This is a genomic window from Agathobacter sp., from assembly GCF_977054825.1.
The window spans coordinates 1-16,714 of sequence record NZ_CDRTEH010000027.1; the positions used below are offsets into that span (position 1 = coordinate 1).

The window sequence follows — 16,714 nt, forward strand, 5'->3', positions numbered from 1 at the left end:
TAATTTTACAACCTATATTGTATAATACCAAAGTCAGCTGGTCAACAATACAACAAAAAGGAGCAACATTATGTTGAAATACCAAAAAACATGTCAAATCATTCTGCTTATCCTTGGTGTATCCATGATAAGCTATGGTGCAGTCAGAGGTGAGGCGGCTACAGTGCTTGGTAAAGCAATAAAACTATGTCTGGAGTGTGTCGGAATTGGATAAGGAAAAGAAATTACTATCAAGAAAACTGGCAAAAATACGTGGATGGATACAGGCGGCAGCAACACTGCTGACTAATATTCATATTCCAAATTTATTTAAGGGTAAAATATATCAGGGCAATGCAAAAACAGTATGCGTACCCGGATTAAACTGCTACTCCTGCCCTGCCGCGACAGGAGCCTGTCCAATAGGGGCATTTCAGGCAGTCGTCGGGTCATCCAAATTTAAGTTTTCATACTACATAACCGGATTTTTTATTTTACTCGGTGTGACTCTCGGCAGATTTATATGTGGTTTTTTGTGCCCATTTGGATGGTTTCAGGATTTACTTCATAAAATCCCCGGAAAGAAATTTTCCACAGCCAAGCTAAAGCCTCTTAGGTACCTAAAATATGTCATTCTTATTGTTTTCGTTATACTTCTTCCGATGCTTGTAACGAACTCTATAGGAATGGGAGACCCATTCTTCTGCAAATACATCTGTCCTCAAGGTGTTTTGGAGGGTGCTATACCGCTATCTATTGGAAATGCCGCTATCCGTTCGGCACTGGGAAAGCTTTTTTCCTTCAAGTGTATTATTTTAATTGCAGTAATTGTACTAAGTATTTTATTTTACAGGCCATTCTGTAAATGGATTTGTCCGCTTGGAGCAATCTACTCATTATTTAATAAGGTCAGCCTTCTCAAAATCACCGTTGATAGCAGCAAATGTGTCGGATGCGGTAAATGCTCAAAGGCATGTAAGATGGATGTGGATGTGTGTAAGACACCGGATCACCCCGAGTGCATACGCTGCGGTGCCTGCATAAAGGCCTGTCCGAAGGACGCCATCTGCTACCGGTTTATGGGAAAATCATGTCAAAAAAATGACAACAGATAGCTATTAAACATTTTACTATTATTTTAAAGGAGAAATTACTCATGAAAAACAAATTATCATTTATTTCTATTTTTACACTCTGCATAGCATTATCACTTACAGCCTGCGGTGGAAAGCAAGCTTCCAACACAGATTCTAAGAACACTCAGACCGAAGCCGGCACAGAAGCATCCGGCAAATCAGATTCCAAACTTGATGATTTATATCAGCAGGAAAATCAGCTTTTTGCAGATCACGCTGATGTGTGGAACAAGGCATTTGGCATGATGAATAAAAGCGACGCCGATCCAAACGGAAATTATGCTGATTATCTTGCCGGCACCGTAGAATCAAACAAGGATTCATTCACAGCCGATGAGCTTAAAACACTTAATGAGGATATTGAAACCATACGAAAAATCGAGGAACAGATAGCAGAGCTTGAAAACAAAAGTAAATCATCAGACGATAACAAGAAGGACAGCTCTAAAGCCTCATCTGTATTCAGTGATTTTTCCGGTGAGGATTTTGATGGCAATAAGGTTGATGACAGCCTGTTTTCCGGTAATGCAGTAACAGTCGTCAATTTCTGGTTTACCGGCTGCAAACCATGCGTCGCTGAGTTATCCAAGCTTAACGAATTAAATGATGCTATCAAATCAATGGGCGGAGAAGTTGTTGGCATCAACACCGAGACCTTCGATGGCAATAAAACAGCTATCAAAGAGGCTGCCTCTGTTCTTGAAAGCCAGGGTGTCAAATATCGTAATCTGTCAATTGACTCCTCTAGTGCTGCCGGTAAATATGCCTCAGAAATCATGGCATTTCCAACAACTATACTTGTTGACAGAAATGGCAATATTGTAGGCGAACCAATGCTCGGCGGAATTGATAACAAGGACAACTATGATGCCCTTATGAAGCAGATTCAGTCTGTAATTGATGCAGACAGCACAAATAAATAGAGGTCTAAATATAACTATAAAAAGCTCCTGTGCATTGCACAGAGAGCTTTTTAGTCCTGTTAATACAGACATATATTCACGCGCGACTTATATGATGACACCTGCTTTCCCTTTTTTTCAAATCTTTGAAATCTTGTAATAACCTGATATTCCATCTGCAGCGTGTCTGATGAACAAGAGTATACATAAGGTTCAAAGCCAGTATATTCATCATCCTCCTCGACATAATTATTCCCATAATAAAAATTCTCTATTATATTTGTCTCAAAGGAAGAATCTATTTTTGATTCAGACTCTTTTGGATCACCCATAGAATAATCACTGCCATACGTCTTTACATATAAATCTCTCATCACTGCAGCCTGCGCCTTAGGACTATCCACATCAGCACAATAATACGTAATATAAAACGGTACTCCAAGCACCGCATCAACAGCAGTAAGCATTCTCGTATCTTCAAATGATATTATAAATACCCACGCTGACAATTCCTTGCTTATATCCGATGTAACGAAAAAATCTGATATCGTGTTGTCAAAGCCGGCATCCGAAACGCCTGCTTCAACGAATTGCTCAGCAGGAGCTTCATATGTCTGTTCTTTTTCACTGTCTGTATCCTTTGAGTAGTTACTTTCAAGACTTTGCAGCATGTCTATATCGTCTTCACCGAGCATCTGCGTAATAGCTGACTGCTTCTGCAGCTCACAGGCACCCTTCAGAAAAGTCTGAATAACCTTATAAGCCTGTCCCACCGGAATTTCAGTATCCAACGGTTCCCTTTTCTCACTATATTTCCCATTCCACAGCTCATTTACATTATCCTGCATCAGAGACATCATCTTTGTAAGCCTCTCTTCAGCTGAAATAGAGCTGCTGTATGGACTTATATCTGCGTTGCTTATTGTAGTACTCGTTTTGGCTATTTTTGCTGCTTTAAGTGAAATCAGATAATTCGGTATCATATTTCCGGCACATACAACTGCCAGAATAATGCATATACACACTATACCCTTTATTTTATCCGGTTTCCTATCAATAAATTTGCGCATTGATAAATGCTTACTTCTCATCCAATGCCTCCGCTTTCATATCAAAATACACCCTTGTTCCTTTACCTGACTCACTCTCATAATGGATTTTTATATGATGCAGCTGAGCAATCCTTGATACAAGTGCAAGCCCAAGCCCTGCTCCATGCTCACTTCTTGATCTGGACTTGTCAACCATATAAAAAGCCTCAGTGATTCTCTCTATATCCTCAGGCGGTATCCCTCTTCCATTGTCCGAAACTGCAATACGATAAACGCTGTGCGAAATAAGACTGCCTGATACATCCACCCTGCTGCCCCCTGATTTCACTGCATTGTCTATCAGGTTAAGAAGCATGGTCTTAAACAGATCATATTCCAGCCACACCCATGCCTCATCCGCACTGTACACAAGCTCTGTATTATGCTTTCTTGCTGCTTCACGCGCGGTTTCCACACAGTCTGCTATAATCTCAGATACCCTTGTCTCTTCAAGCCTGAAATCATTTTTATCAAGAGTGATAAGCTCCAGCAGCTTAAACGATAATGCTTCAAGTCTCATGCCCTCATTCAGTATGACTCCGGCAGCACTGTGCACCTCATCCTCAGACAATTTTTTCTGATACAGGGTATCGGCATATCCGATAATTGATGTCATTGGGGTTTTGAGCTCATGCGCAAAGTTTGCAGTAAAATCCTCCTGCTTCTTTGCCGCCATCCTAAGCTCATAAACCTTGCTTTCAAGGTTTTTTGCAAGCTCGTTGAAAGCCTTTGCAAGCTCACCTATTTCATCCTTTGTCTTTACATCACTTCTTGCTGTGTAATCACCATCTGCAAATTTTTTGGTTGTGGCTGTTAATCCGGCAAGAGGCTTTGTAATCATAAAAGAAAGTATCAGTATGACCATCATACCAACAGCAAGTATAACAATGTAGTACATGCTGCATCTATACCTAAGCTCCTTTGACTCATTAAAAACCGGTGTAATGTCACTTTCCGTTATCAGAATATACTTGTTATCATTCAGCTTAAAGCTGCTTTTGACATGGATATATCTGCCGCTTTGCTTTTCACCGGTATCTTTAGTATTCTCTTTTGACACTATACTGTATGTAAGCGTACCATCCTTTACCTTTGTATCCTTTTGCTCATAATTACATGAATTGGCATATACCTTTTTTCCATCATCATCGGCAAGATACATTCCCCCTTCATCTCCAACAATGGATTTTGCCGACTGCGACATCATATCTGTAAGCTCTTTATCCACATCCTCACTCTTCATATTAAGGATTACCGTTTCAATCGAGTATTTTATCATCTGATGCTGTGAAAGTGCGCTATCCTGCTCCCTTTTCGCTGCATGCTCCAGTGAATATGATAGTGTCACATATTCTATCATTCCAAGGGCAACAGCCAGTACCACTGTCATTCCAAGAAACATTTTATAGAAAAATTTCATCCGCGAACCTCCAGACGATAGCCAATCCTGAAAACCGTGACAATCTTATCATTCCAGTCAAGCTTTTTCCTCAGTCTTTGTACATGTGAGTCAAGTGTCCTCGTCTCCCCTGTATACTCCTCCTGCCATACAAGCTCATAAAGCCTGCGCCTGCTAAGTGCAACATTCTTATTCTTCATAAGCTCATACAGCAGGTCAAATTCCTTTACTGTGAGCTCTACCTGCTCACCTGCCTTTGTCACCATACGTGATTTTGGATCTATAGCTACATCCTCTATTTCCAGACGCTCTGCCGTGCGCTGAGTTCGCCTTAATACAGTTTCCACTCTCGCAAGCAGCTCCCCTATCTGAAATGGTTTGCATATGTAATCATCCGCGCCCATACGAAGCCCGCGTATTCTTTCATCCACCTGTCCCATGGCAGATATTATTATGACCGGAGTATCCCCAATTCTCCTGACATAGTCAAGCAATTCATAACCATTTATCTCAGGAAGCATAATATCCAGCAGCAGAAGATCGTACCTGTTCTGCTCAATTTTGTCCGCCCCTTCCTTGCCATCAAACGCTCTTTCGCATTGATATCCCTCAGCCTTTAAGGTGTCACATATTAAATTATTTATGTCGTTGTCATCTTCCACTATGAGAATACTGGTCATAAGCTGCTCCTCTTCTATGATTATGATAGAATTATTATAGCATAAAGATGTGTCATAGTTGTAAAAAACACCCTATTATTTATCTCAATAATAGGATGTTTTACCGGCACTTATACAAATATATTTTCACACATACATACTCCAGACAGCTCTAATCTGAGATGATATATTTTTGAATAACCACCTTTTGCCACTTTTTTCAATGCTGTTTGGATCATTTATTGAAAAGCCTTCATCATCATAGCCTGTTATAACCATAAAATGTCCTGTATCGGTAAAATCCCCCGGTCCTACATTTACCACAATAGGATGTCCTGCATCAAGCTCTGCCTTCATTCTGCTCTCATCCAACGACACTGTCTTTGCTTTTACGCCATAGTGCCTGCAGCCTTCACTTATAAGTGTCCATGAACTTCCCGATCCATCTACACTGTAACCGGCTTCCTTTGAATACTTTGCTACTGCAAGCGGTGATGCATCTCTGTTGTGTGTCAGGTAAACCACTACCATCGAAAGTGTAGTGGGACCGCATCCGCTTGCTGCGAAAAAATTGCCGCTATACTTTTCGTAGCCCCAGCGTTTATCCCACTGCACAAATAACGGAACACTATCCATAGACGCTTCTTCTGTCAAATCAACTATGTGTTCCTTCACATGTTCCGTCGGATAATCATACACAAACTCAAGTGCCTCTTCATTTTTCAAAGCAAGCTCCTGTAGCTGTTTTGGATATTGGGTACTGTTCATTATATCATCAAGCATTGACTGTTCATTTTGTATCTTATTATTTTCATAGATTTTGCTATTTTCTATAACTGCATTATCATATGTATTATTTCCGGCTTCAACATCATATTTATTTGTCCCGCCATCGCCGGATGTTATCATACGGCTTCCAACAATCACAAATACAGCCACAGCTATGATACTACATGAAAATATAACTGAACTTCGTATTTTTCTGTGCCTGCGTCTCCTTCGACGTAAATTTGCCCCCTGTCTGCAACATTTGTATTGTGTCCTGTCCACTTTCTATCCTCCTGCTTCTTTGTGACTGATATTGTGTATCATTACTCTATCAGAAGCATTCGTTTATTATGTTGCATACTTGTGTCATAGTTGTAAAATGTTCCAATATTAGAGTCTGACCGTCTGGATGTATTCGGAAAGGTTGTCGGCAAAATTAATTCTAATGATGTACCAGATTACCGGTTTTAATGAATTATAATGAAAGAAGTGATTGAATGCCGACGCGTTGAGCTGGGCTAATGCCGTCCGTCCGCAGAATTCATGTTTGAGATGTCCGACTATTTCGGAGTACCAATTGAAGAAATATTTGCACTTGATAAATCTACAAAATCAGTACAGATGGGAAAATAAGCAAAAAGAGCCCTTTCGAGCTCTTCCTGCTTTGTACAACATTAAATTGTAGATGATTACTGTAAGAGTGAAAGTACACCCTGGTTTGACTGATTAGCCTGTGCAAGCATAGACTGTCCAGCCTGTGCAAGAATGTTATTCTTGCTGTAGTTAACCATCTCTTCAGCCATATCTGTATCACGGATACGAGACTCAGCTGATGTAGTATTCTCAACTACGTTGTCGAGGTTGTTGATTGTGTGCTCAAGACGGTTCTGAACAGCACCAAGTGATGAACGCTGTGAAGATACCTTTGAGATAGCATCTGAAATAGCGTCTACTGCGTATGTTGCAGCGTTTCCGGAATCATCCTTTACATTAAGTCCTTTGATACCAAGGCTTGCAGAATCCATAGCATCGATGTTGACCTGAATCTTGTTTGTCATGTCAGCATCTGCACCTACGTGAAGGCTGAATGAAAGGCTGTTAGCAACATCTGCCTTTCCTGTTGTAATCTTGAAAGAACCATCTACCTTTGTACCTGCATTTTCTATCTTGGCATCTCCCTTTGTGTCACCAATCTGGTTGGCAGCTAAAAGTTCTTTTGATGCAAGACTATATGCAACATCCTTAGAAATTACAGATGTATCAGTATCATCTATGCCATTATTATTTTTATCGGTCATAACTTTGTACTCATCTGTTCCGACCTTTACTGTTGCTCCCTCTTTTACAAGTGCTTTTGCATCAGTCACTGTATACTTTCCTGCTTTTTGATCAGCGGCTTTTCCAGCAGCTACTTTGTCAGGATCTGCATTTCCAGCATCAGTATAAGCTGCAGTAATTGTGATTTCTTGTCCATTTACGGTAAACGTATCACCTGCTCCCTTTACTTTATTTGCAACTACTGTATCTACATCAGCCTTTTTACTTCCAATAGTATATGTCTTACCACCAATACTTACGCTATCTCCATCTTTAAGTGAATCCATAACAAATGTAGCAGTTCCATCGCCGTTATCTGTAAGTGTTCCCTTAAGACCTGCGTCATGAGCCTTCATATTGATTGTCTTTGTACCGGCCTCACCTTTTAACAGATATGTCTCATTGAACTTTGTTGTCTCTGATACACGGTCAATCTCTGTTGTAAGCTGGTCAATCTCATCCTGGATAGCCTGACGGTCTGAATCCTTTGAGTTTGTACCATTGGCTGCCTGTGTTGCAAGCTCGTTCATACGCTGAAGCATTGAGTGAACCTCTGTAAGAGCACCCTCTGCTGTCTGCACTGATGAAACACCATCCTGAGCATTTGTAGATGCCTGATCAAGACCACGAATCTGCTTTCTCATCTTCTCAGAAATTGTGAGTCCGGCTGCATCATCTGCTGCACGATTAATTCTGTAACCTGATGAAAGCTTCTCTGTGCTCTTTGACTGTGCGCTTGTTGTTACGTTGAGCATTCTGTTGGCATTTGCTGCCTGCATGTTGTGTTGTACTACCATAATATAATCCTCCTTGTCCCACACTGTGGGTTATTATGTTTGACCTCTGGAAATCCTTTTCCCGAGGGTTTTGCAGCTGCTTTGTGTTTTTTATTTAAGCAGTTGCGTTTTTCTATAACAAGCGGCTTCCCGGCTGTGGCTTATGCCACAGCCGCCTGTTATCTTTTATTTTATTTTCCTTGTTATTTCGAATAGTTTAATTTGAAAATCTGTAATTTTACTTTACGAAAATTAATCAGTAAAATTGATTAATCTAAACTACCTGATGATTACTGTAAGAGTGAAAGTACACCCTGATTTGACTGATTAGCCTGTGCAAGCATAGACTGTCCAGCCTGTGCAAGAATGTTATTCTTGCTGTAGTTAACCATCTCTTCAGCCATATCTGTATCACGGATACGAGACTCAGCTGTTGTAGTATTCTCAACTACGTTGTCGAGGTTGTTGATTGTGTGCTCAAGACGATTCTGAACTGCACCGAGTGATGAACGCTGTGAAGATACCTTTGAGATAGCATCTGAAATAGCGTCTACTGCGTATGTTGCAGCGTTTCCGGAATCATCCTTGATGTTAAGTCCTTTGATACCAAGACTTGCAGAATCCATAGCTTCAATGTTAACCTGAATCTTGTTTGTCATGTCGGCATCTGCACCTACGTGAAGGCTAAATGCTAAGCTGTTGGCAACTTGAGCTTGTCCAGCATGAATTTTAATGCTGTTTGTGGCATTATTAAGTGTCATTGCAGCATATGTATCATCAATACCAACCTTAGCCTGATTATTTGTATCGCCAATCTGGTTAGCCTTTAATAATTCTCCTGCTGCAAGAGTATAAGCCTTCTCTTTGCTAATTACGCTAACATCATTGTCATCTACTCCGTCATCATTCTTATCCGTGATGATTGTTAATTTATTTGTACCAACTTCAACAGTACCAGCTTTAACTTTTTGGGCAATATTAGCAGCACTTGAATAGTCTGCATCATGAATCTTTCCTGCACCCGTATTTGCAGGCAATTTGCCATCTTTATACCAACCTTCAGCTGAACCATCCACTGGTGGTTGTGCTGTATTATTTGCAGCCACAGCAGCCTTCCACTTATATGTGTCACCATTAATAGTAACATCTGTATGATTTCCATCAATATCAGCTTTTTTTAACATATCATTCAATTCTTTGGTTGATGCGCCAATCTTGTAAGTTTTTCCACCAATACTAACACTGTCGCCTGCTTTTAATTCATTCATGGTAAATGTAGCTGTTCCATCCCCATTGTCAGTCAGTGTTCCTTTAAGACCAGCATCATGAGCTTTCAAGTTAATTGCCTTTGTTCCTGCATCACCCTTTAACAAGTATGTCTCGTTAAACTTGGTTGTCTCAGATACACGGTCAATTTCAGTTGTCAGCTGTTCAATTTCATCCTGAATAGCCTGACGGTCTGAATCCTTTGAGTTTGTACCATTGGCTGCCTGTGTTGCCAGCTCGTTCATACGCTGAAGCATTGAGTGTACCTCTGTGAGGGCACCTTCTGCTGTCTGTACTGATGAAACACCATCCTGTGCGTTTGTAGATGCCTGGTCAAGACCACGAATCTGCTTTCTCATCTTCTCAGAAATTGTAAGTCCAGCTGCATCATCTGCTGCACGGTTGATTCTATAACCAGAAGAAAGCTTCTCTGTGCTCTTTGACTGTGCGCTTGTTGTTACGTTGAGCATTCTGTTGGCATTTGCTGCCTGCATGTTGTGTTGTACTACCATAATATAATCCTCCTTGTCCCACGTTCATGGGTTATTATGTTTGACCTCTGGAAATCCTTTTCCCGAGGGTTTTGCAGCTGCTTTGTATTTATTTTTTATTTAAGCAGTTGCGGTTTTTCTATAACAAACGGCTTTCCGGGTTGTGGCATCTGCCACGGCCGCCTATTAACTTGATTAGTTGCTTTGCGTCTTTTTCTGACGCTCTTTCTCATTCCAGATGATTTGCTTGATTTGTTTCTTTGCCTCACTGGAAAACTCAGGTTCAGGATAATATGTATCTTTTCGCTTCGCCGGGTCCGGTTCGTTGTTGGATCTTGCGATATTCAGTTCTTTGGGAGCATCTATCAGTAATCGACAGTGCTTTCCTGTTCCACCCGCGAACACGATTCGGATATCATCTCCGATATTTACATATTGCCCTTCCTTTAATGATAATTTGAGCATTTTCTACCTCCATGCACTAGGGAATAGCTTTGTCCATGCTTTTCCGAAATATGCAACATTTTATAGTAAAATGTTGCATTTTTTCGCAGATTAATAATGTGTCAAAACAAAGGCTGATTAAATAACATCAAATATTTATGCCGGTTTAGTCATATTTCATCAAGAATTGCTTTATCTTTCACTGGATATAATTAAATCCCGTGAAATTAATTAAAACTGATAAAAAAATGTAAAGAAAATTATTTTAAAAAATTTTATTCTTGGGGGTTAAGGTCTGCAAATGGTGTCCGATATAATAGGTGTAAAGCAAAAAATGTAACATTTTACTATAAAATGTTGCATTTTTTGCTTTTTATAATTACTATTATTTTGTTGTGGATTTTGGATATTCCAGGGAAGAGTCTGTCATGCGGCATGTGCCTGATAATATTTTCTACTGCAAAGGAGTATTCAATGGGAACTACACAGCCAATCCGAAATAAGGATGAACTGGCGGCTTTCAGGATGTACTATAAAGATATCCATCCAAACCGCCGCAATTACTGTTTAATTGTTATGGGATTAAACACTGCACTAAGAATCAGTGACCTGCTTAAATTGAAGTGGGATAACGTATACAATTTCGAGCACCATGTATTTCGCTCTCATTTTCTTATCAACGAGCAAAAGACCGGCAAGAATAACTATGTCACTCTGAACTGCAATGCCACCGATGCTCTCCGGGCATATTTCAACGAACGGCATCCGACTGAACATGAGTTTATTTTTACAAAAGCCACCTGCAGGAGGCAGCCAATAAACAGAGTTCAGGCATACCGAATTGTAAGGACTGCTGCCGAGGAGACCGTTCAGGATGAACATATCAGCTGTCACTCTCTAAGAAAGACATTTGGATATCACGCCTGGAAGAACGGCACTCCACCTGCTCTGCTGATGGATGTCTACAATCACTCGTCCTATAAAGTCACGCAGCATTATCTGGGTATTGAGCAGGATGAACGTGATGAGATTTATCTGAATCTTGAACTATAGTTTTGTACATATTGAAATTTATTATAGCTAAAAGCCAGCCGTTTGCAACCGGCTGGCTTTTTTGGAGTTTAGCTTATAAAAAGATAGTTTACTAATATACAGATTCTAATCATACTTTAATTTTAATCCGTTGTAAAACTCTACTGCTGCCGCAAGGTCTTTCTCATCCGGATGCCCCTTTGATACACCACCAATTAGCTTAAACGGACCAAACGTATCAAATCCCTTGCATGAAAACCTTCCGACAATGTTGTCATGTTTGTCTGCTATCACCTGCTCAATTGACTTAAAAACAGGTCTGCCACCATATGTACAGATTAGAAATATATTTTTGTTGTCTGTGAGATTGACTGATGCAAACTTAAGCACCGATTGATGGAACTTTCCACCATATACTCCTGATGCAAAACATATTAAATCATATTCCGACAGGTCTTTCTCCACAGTCTGTGTCGCATCTATCAGCTCGACATCGTTTGTCTTTGCTATCTCGTCTATTATCTTTTTTGTGTTTCCGTGATGCACTGATGCATATACTATTGCTGTCTTCATCTGTAATGCTCCATTAAAGGATTTTTGTATGCCGGTTTTATCTCCGGTTCATCGTTCTTCATATCCTCTTATCCTCTGTTTTATTCCGCATTCATATTTTAAAACTTCTACGCTGTTTGTATGTATAAATATATGATACTGATTTATTGGATTTACTGCAACATAATCTTGAAGTATATGTAATGTATTTCGGTAACAAAGGTATTCAGCAAAGACACTTTACTCTATATCATTTTTTGAGTAATTCCAATGCCCTGTCCATTGGTATGCAGTCTGCATATCGTTCAGGCCAGAGAAATTCATTATAGTAATTGTAAGCCTGTTCCCTAGTCATGTACTCATTGTCCTGCGTAGAATTTGCATAGGCAGGAACAATCATGTGTAAGCCATGCTCAAAACCAGCCTCTACCGTGGCATTGATACAGAAATCCGTCATAATGCCACAAATCATCACGTCTTTTTCTTCCTTTGCAGTCAGATACTCAAGCAGACCACTCTCTTTTTTGAACGCACTGCATACGGACTTGATAAATCGTTTTTCATCAGGCATCGGTTGAAACTCGGAATAGACCTCAAACTCATCATCCCCGATAGAGAATCCGGTATCTGGTCCATCATCATGTTGTACATAAAGAACTTCTATACCTTGTTCTCGAGCTGCTCCAATCAGCTTTTTGATATTACTAATAAACTTTCTGAACGCATATAAGCGTTCATCCACGATACCATTCTGTGCATCTACAACCAATAAAACCATGAATAATCTCTCCTTTTTCGGACTTTTTGCTTTGATTCAAATAAACTAAATTCGAATATAGTAATAGCACGTAACTTCTGCTTCAGATGAAAACTGCTTCGGAACTTGGAATTCTCCACTACTTCTTTAGATTAAGAAAGGCTCTGCAAAAGCAGAGCCCTTCTAACATTTTCTTTCGAGGATTAACCTCTAGCCAGATTGTGGTAAATGTTAAACCCTTATAAAGCTCATAAGGCACTGCTCTCTGGCACAACACCTTACTTTACCGCTTGGCAGACACTCAAGTTGCCTATCTTTAATGTTATATTACCTGTCATGTAAAAATATGTCAATCCAAAATTTTATGTCCTACAAAAAATCTGTAGACATCTCGTAGACTTTAGCTTAGGATTAACACGTAAACTTGGTAGACATAAATAAAAATGGTGTATGCCATACTTACTAAGTAATGCATACACCATTAAATTACATTAGAGATTACTTAAACTCAATAATGGGATGTTCTATCATTTTTGTAATTTATTTCTATACTCGCTTGGTGTCAATCTATATTTCTCTTTAAAAACACGATTAAAGGTTCTAAGACTTCCAAAACCACTGTCCATCGAGATTTCTGTCAGGGTATCATCTGTTGTTTCAATTCTCTGACAGGCATACCCCAGACGCGCCTCATTCACATATTGATTAAAACTGCTGTGGAATGTCTTTGAAAACAATCTGGATAATGAAAATTTGCTCACCCCAAGGTCATGTGCCATTCCATCAAGCGATATACTCTTATTAAAATTGGCAGAAATATAGGATACGGTACGGTATATTATATCATCGCTGCCAATTTTGCTCTTTTCCACTAATTTCATCATCGGAATACATCTTGCAAGTATAATCTGCAAATAAGCTTGAACAACCCATATGTCATCCTGCCCGGTATCTATTATGGATTCCACTGCTCTGTACACTTCATCCGGAATAACATCACTTTTTACAACAGGATATTGTGGAGCATTATTCCTCAGTACATTTTCAAATCTACCAAAAATCATTTGTGGAGCATTAATAAAAATCGCCTCATTGACTTCTGATGAAAACACCTGATAATGATGTATAACATCAGGAAATACTATTCCTATATCACCTGTTTCCATGTGATACAGCTCCTGTCCTACACCAAGCTCCAATGTTCCTTTCGTAACACATACAATTTCCATTGCATTATGTAGATGTGGTGGCTGGTGCCGTGGTTTCCGCTTTACTGCAATAATCTCTTCATTTGTATTTTCAAACGTTAAATGCACTCAGATCATCTCTCCCATATTATACGATAATTACTCAATTCCTTTTTCTCTTCTAAGCTTTTCATTTGCAGCTTCTACATTCATCTTTGAAAGAAGAATTGTAATAAGAATCTCAAATACAAATGGTAACCATAAATACATTACCTGAAGCATAGTAATTGCAGATGCCGGCTGAGTCGCATTTGTACCAACATAACCACTGATTTCAAGCAGCCATCCTACAATAGCTGTTCCAATTCCACCACCAATTTTGATTCCAAGTGATGTACATGAATACATAGTTCCATCTACTCGTTTTCCCTGAGTCAGGTAAGTATACTCAGAGCACTCGGCAATTACTGCATTCATATCTCCCTGCCAAGGTCCCTGTCCTAATGCTGCAACTGCAGTAAACAGCATCATCAGTGGAACGCTTCCCATGTATCCTGCTACAATCACAAATGCTCTTGCTATTGTAGCCAGAATATATCCACGTTTATTAAGCTTATACATTCCCTTCCACTTTCCAACAAGAGTTGGTGTGAAAACAAGTGCTATTATAAGAGGAATATTTACAGCCCACGCAAATACACCAAACAGATTTTTATTCTTAAGGACCCATGTACAGTAATAAATACCTGCGCCAATCATAGCACTGTATAACTGCTGCAATATATAAGTTCCACAAATCATCATATAGTACTTATTCTTAACAAGTAGCTTAAATGCCTGAACAAGACCATACTTCTTTTCTTCACCGTTCTCTATTCCAGCGTTAAGCTCCTCTTCCGGAAGCTCCTTAACCGACAATCCTGAAATCGTATTTACTACAAGACCTATCACTGCATAAATAATAGCTACGAATCTCCATGCAGCAGCACCTCCACCGCATATATCAACAAATGCAACTGTTATAGACTGAATTATAAGACTCGTTGAAAAGGCAAAAATAAAACGGTAAGAGCCCATCTGTACACGCTCTTTGCTATTCTTTGTTACCAGCGAAGTAAGTGCAGAATATGCAATATTATTTGCTGTGTAAAATACACCATTCAATAATGTATATGCTATAAAGAACCATGCATATTGAGCAGTCCTGCCCCAGCTTGTAGGAATTGCAAAAACTGCTACAAGTGTCAAAGCACAACCTATATAGCCATAAATCATCCAAGGTCTTGCTTTTCCAAGCTTTGTATGTGTTTTATCAATAAGTGAACCAAAGAAAACATCTGTAAAACCATCAAATAATTTTGATGCTGCGATTAATGTTCCAACGATTCCTGATGCAAGTCCTATAGTATCTGTAAGATATACCATAACAAAGGACGTCAGGAATGCATATACTACATTTCCTGCAATATCACCGGAACCATAACCAATTTTGTTGTACCACTTTAAGTACGTCTTTTCCTCCATACGAAACCTCCAATTAATTACTTTGTTTTATCTTTAACAGCTATACCAATTTTATATATTTGTGCAAATTTTGTCTATAAACATAAAAGGCTGAAATATGCACAAAATGATACACTTTTTTTAAAACAGGTGTATTTATCTCTCTGTACCTAATCTGTATCTTCTTTTCTGTATATCATAAATGGTCCATGAGACTCTATATCTGCCTCATCAATAACCATAAATCCATACAAATCACACATCTGATAAAAGTCATCAAATCCTTCTTAAGCTGCTCTACACTGATTGTAAAGCCTGTCTCAGGATCAGAATCGTGCCTGTTTACACCACGAAATTTAATCTTCTCTCCGTTAAAATAAATGACACTGTGAATTTTTTGTCCATAAATATAAATAGACAAAACATGCATAAAATGCTACAATACAAGCGGAGGTGTATAATGTATATTAACACGGGATATTTGAATCATTCACATAAAGATTTTAAAGATAAAAGCCGCCCTCTGATTGTAGGAAGCTGCGGAACCTATCGCCTGTCACAGCATCCTAAGATGCCTACATACAGGCCCAGAGGAAGACTGGATTACCAGATTATATATATATCATCAGGTCTAGTTCATTTCCACTTTGACAATCCTGAAAATGAGACAATCATTCCAGCCGGACATATAGTGTTATTTCGTCCAAAAGAGCTTCAAAAATATGAATTTTATGGTAAGGATAAGACTCAGATATATTGGATTCACTTTACCGGAAGCGACGTAAAAAACACTTTAAGAAAATACGGATTTACAGACAATAAAAGAGTCTTTAATGTTGGAACGTCTCTTGAATATGAACAGGTTTTCAAAAGGATTATTACAGAACTTCAAAGATGTCAGGACAATTATGAGGAAATGCTCATGCTTTTGCTACGACACCTTTTGATTATATTTAATCGTAAAATAACAACTGAGCATGTAATCAGAAATGAATTCCTTGACAGCCAGATGGATACAGCAATTACATATTTCAATACAAACTACAACCGCTCTATTAACGTGGAGGAATATGCTTCATCAATTGGTATGAGCATAAGCTGGTTTATCAGGAGCTTTCGGAAATATACCGGTAATACACCAGTACAATTTCTCACAGCACTAAGGATGACAAACGCACAGGTGCTGCTTGAAACGACATCCTACTCTATAAACGAGATTGCAGGCATTGTCGGATACAATAATCCACTATACTTCAGTCGATTATTCCATAAACAAAAAGGCTGTTCTCCTTCTGAATACAGAGCCAGAAATACATAATAACAAGACAAAAGGGGCTGTAAAATAAGTCCCTAATTAAGAAACGCCAACTCCGGCAAATGTCGGTTTTGGCGTTTCTTTGTATGAATTTTTCTATTTTTGATCACGTCTGCATCTTTGGGTATAAAAAATGGTGC

Annotated in this window: 16 protein-coding genes and 1 pseudogene; 5 read left to right on the forward strand and 12 right to left on the reverse strand. The window is 39.2% G+C overall.

What is annotated here, in order from left to right; all coding sequences use genetic code 11:
- The first annotated feature begins 70 nt into the window (after nucleotides 1-70).
- From ACW6PM_RS13190 to ACW6PM_RS13200, 3 genes are read left to right on the forward strand one after another with little or no spacing between them, the layout of a single operon-like run.
- Nucleotides 71-214: a CD1871A family CXXC motif-containing protein gene (locus ACW6PM_RS13190; protein WP_009263530.1), complete on the forward strand. Its 144-nt coding sequence runs from the start codon at nucleotides 71-73 to the stop codon at nucleotides 212-214.
- Nucleotides 207-1,094 carry a 4Fe-4S binding protein gene (locus tag ACW6PM_RS13195; RefSeq protein ID WP_456057429.1) on the forward strand — a complete coding sequence of 296 codons (888 nt, stop codon included), beginning with the start codon at nucleotides 207-209 and terminating at the stop codon, nucleotides 1,092-1,094. Before ACW6PM_RS13190 ends, ACW6PM_RS13195 begins: the two co-directional genes overlap by 8 nt.
- Nucleotides 1,095-1,135: 41 nt before the next feature.
- Entirely contained in the window at nucleotides 1,136-2,038 is a 903-nt protein-coding gene (locus ACW6PM_RS13200; RefSeq protein ID WP_456057430.1) for a TlpA disulfide reductase family protein, read from the forward strand.
- Between the two features lie 59 nt (nucleotides 2,039-2,097).
- Here the strand turns inward: ACW6PM_RS13200 and ACW6PM_RS13205 are convergent, their stop codons facing one another.
- From ACW6PM_RS13205 to ACW6PM_RS13235, 7 genes are all read right to left on the reverse strand, one after another.
- Entirely contained in the window at nucleotides 2,098-3,108 is a 1,011-nt protein-coding gene (locus ACW6PM_RS13205; RefSeq protein ID WP_456057431.1) for a hypothetical protein, read from the reverse strand.
- Nucleotides 3,098-4,528, reverse strand: coding sequence for an ATP-binding protein (locus ACW6PM_RS13210; RefSeq protein ID WP_456057432.1), 1,431 nt, complete (start codon nucleotides 4,526-4,528; stop codon nucleotides 3,098-3,100). The genes ACW6PM_RS13205 and ACW6PM_RS13210 overlap by 11 nt, the downstream gene beginning before the upstream one ends.
- Nucleotides 4,525-5,187, reverse strand: a complete 663-nt coding sequence (locus ACW6PM_RS13215; protein ID WP_456057433.1) for a response regulator transcription factor — start codon at nucleotides 5,185-5,187, stop codon at nucleotides 4,525-4,527. Before ACW6PM_RS13215 ends, ACW6PM_RS13210 begins: the two co-directional genes overlap by 4 nt.
- A gap of 126 nt (nucleotides 5,188-5,313) precedes the next feature.
- Nucleotides 5,314-6,216, reverse strand: coding sequence for a C39 family peptidase (locus ACW6PM_RS13220; protein WP_456057434.1), 903 nt, complete (start codon nucleotides 6,214-6,216; stop codon nucleotides 5,314-5,316).
- Nucleotides 6,217-6,623: 407 nt separating this feature from the next.
- Nucleotides 6,624-8,048 (reverse strand): flagellin N-terminal helical domain-containing protein, encoded by a 1,425-nt coding sequence (locus ACW6PM_RS13225; RefSeq protein ID WP_456057435.1) that lies wholly within the window; start codon nucleotides 8,046-8,048, stop codon nucleotides 6,624-6,626.
- A gap of 269 nt (nucleotides 8,049-8,317) precedes the next feature.
- Complete coding sequence (locus tag ACW6PM_RS13230) at nucleotides 8,318-9,805, reverse strand: flagellin N-terminal helical domain-containing protein (RefSeq protein WP_456057436.1); 1,488 nt, start codon at nucleotides 9,803-9,805, stop codon at nucleotides 8,318-8,320.
- Between the two features lie 174 nt (nucleotides 9,806-9,979).
- The gene (locus tag ACW6PM_RS13235; protein WP_012744140.1) at nucleotides 9,980-10,249 is read right to left on the reverse strand and encodes a carbon storage regulator; all 270 of its coding nucleotides are present in this window, start codon (nucleotides 10,247-10,249) and stop codon (nucleotides 9,980-9,982) included.
- 453 nt (nucleotides 10,250-10,702) lie between these two features.
- Here ACW6PM_RS13235 and ACW6PM_RS13240 point away from each other — a divergent pair, with 453 nt between their 5' ends.
- Nucleotides 10,703-11,281: a tyrosine-type recombinase/integrase gene (locus tag ACW6PM_RS13240; protein WP_456057437.1), complete on the forward strand. Its 579-nt coding sequence runs from the start codon at nucleotides 10,703-10,705 to the stop codon at nucleotides 11,279-11,281.
- A gap of 105 nt (nucleotides 11,282-11,386) precedes the next feature.
- Here ACW6PM_RS13240 and ACW6PM_RS13245 read toward each other — a convergent pair whose 3' ends face one another.
- From ACW6PM_RS13245 to ACW6PM_RS13265, 5 genes and pseudogenes are all read right to left on the reverse strand, one after another.
- Nucleotides 11,387-11,833: a flavodoxin family protein gene (locus tag ACW6PM_RS13245; RefSeq protein ID WP_456057438.1), complete on the reverse strand. Its 447-nt coding sequence runs from the start codon at nucleotides 11,831-11,833 to the stop codon at nucleotides 11,387-11,389.
- 229 nt (nucleotides 11,834-12,062) lie between these two features.
- Entirely contained in the window at nucleotides 12,063-12,590 is a 528-nt protein-coding gene (locus ACW6PM_RS13250) for an isochorismatase family protein (RefSeq protein ID WP_456057439.1), read from the reverse strand.
- A 506-nt stretch (nucleotides 12,591-13,096) separates the two neighbouring features.
- Nucleotides 13,097-13,885, reverse strand: coding sequence for an AraC family transcriptional regulator (locus ACW6PM_RS13255; protein WP_456057440.1), 789 nt, complete (start codon nucleotides 13,883-13,885; stop codon nucleotides 13,097-13,099).
- Nucleotides 13,886-13,915: 30 nt separating this feature from the next.
- Nucleotides 13,916-15,280, reverse strand: coding sequence for an MFS transporter (locus ACW6PM_RS13260; RefSeq protein WP_456057441.1), 1,365 nt, complete (start codon nucleotides 15,278-15,280; stop codon nucleotides 13,916-13,918).
- 152 nt (nucleotides 15,281-15,432) lie between these two features.
- Nucleotides 15,433-15,644, reverse strand: a pseudogene (locus ACW6PM_RS13265) (glycoside hydrolase family 2 TIM barrel-domain containing protein); the annotation flags it as partial.
- 75 nt (nucleotides 15,645-15,719) lie between these two features.
- On the opposite strand from ACW6PM_RS13265, the gene ACW6PM_RS13270 reads away from it, so the two are divergent.
- Nucleotides 15,720-16,577: a helix-turn-helix domain-containing protein gene (locus ACW6PM_RS13270; RefSeq protein WP_456057442.1), complete on the forward strand. Its 858-nt coding sequence runs from the start codon at nucleotides 15,720-15,722 to the stop codon at nucleotides 16,575-16,577.
- Nucleotides 16,578-16,714 lie beyond the last annotated feature (137 nt).

What these genes read in the sequence shown, in the direction of transcription:
- ACW6PM_RS13240 (WP_456057437.1), top strand. Translation starts at nt 10,703, where the DNA reads ATGGGAACTACACAGCCAATCCGAAATAAGGATGAACTGGCGGCTTTC.
- ACW6PM_RS13250 (WP_456057439.1), bottom strand. Translation starts at nt 12,590, where the DNA reads ATGGTTTTATTGGTTGTAGATGCACAGAATGGTATCGTGGATGAACGC.
- ACW6PM_RS13270 (WP_456057442.1), top strand. Translation starts at nt 15,720, where the DNA reads ATGTATATTAACACGGGATATTTGAATCATTCACATAAAGATTTTAAA.
- ACW6PM_RS13205 (WP_456057431.1), bottom strand. Translation starts at nt 3,108, where the DNA reads ATGAGAAGTAAGCATTTATCAATGCGCAAATTTATTGATAGGAAACCG.
- ACW6PM_RS13225 (WP_456057435.1), bottom strand. Translation starts at nt 8,048, where the DNA reads ATGGTAGTACAACACAACATGCAGGCAGCAAATGCCAACAGAATGCTC.
- ACW6PM_RS13190 (WP_009263530.1), top strand. Translation starts at nt 71, where the DNA reads ATGTTGAAATACCAAAAAACATGTCAAATCATTCTGCTTATCCTTGGT.
- ACW6PM_RS13260 (WP_456057441.1), bottom strand. Translation starts at nt 15,280, where the DNA reads ATGGAGGAAAAGACGTACTTAAAGTGGTACAACAAAATTGGTTATGGT.
- ACW6PM_RS13230 (WP_456057436.1), bottom strand. Translation starts at nt 9,805, where the DNA reads ATGGTAGTACAACACAACATGCAGGCAGCAAATGCCAACAGAATGCTC.
- ACW6PM_RS13200 (WP_456057430.1), top strand. Translation starts at nt 1,136, where the DNA reads ATGAAAAACAAATTATCATTTATTTCTATTTTTACACTCTGCATAGCA.
- ACW6PM_RS13210 (WP_456057432.1), bottom strand. Translation starts at nt 4,528, where the DNA reads ATGAAATTTTTCTATAAAATGTTTCTTGGAATGACAGTGGTACTGGCT.
- ACW6PM_RS13245 (WP_456057438.1), bottom strand. Translation starts at nt 11,833, where the DNA reads ATGAAGACAGCAATAGTATATGCATCAGTGCATCACGGAAACACAAAA.
- ACW6PM_RS13215 (WP_456057433.1), bottom strand. Translation starts at nt 5,187, where the DNA reads ATGACCAGTATTCTCATAGTGGAAGATGACAACGACATAAATAATTTA.
- ACW6PM_RS13235 (WP_012744140.1), bottom strand. Translation starts at nt 10,249, where the DNA reads ATGCTCAAATTATCATTAAAGGAAGGGCAATATGTAAATATCGGAGAT.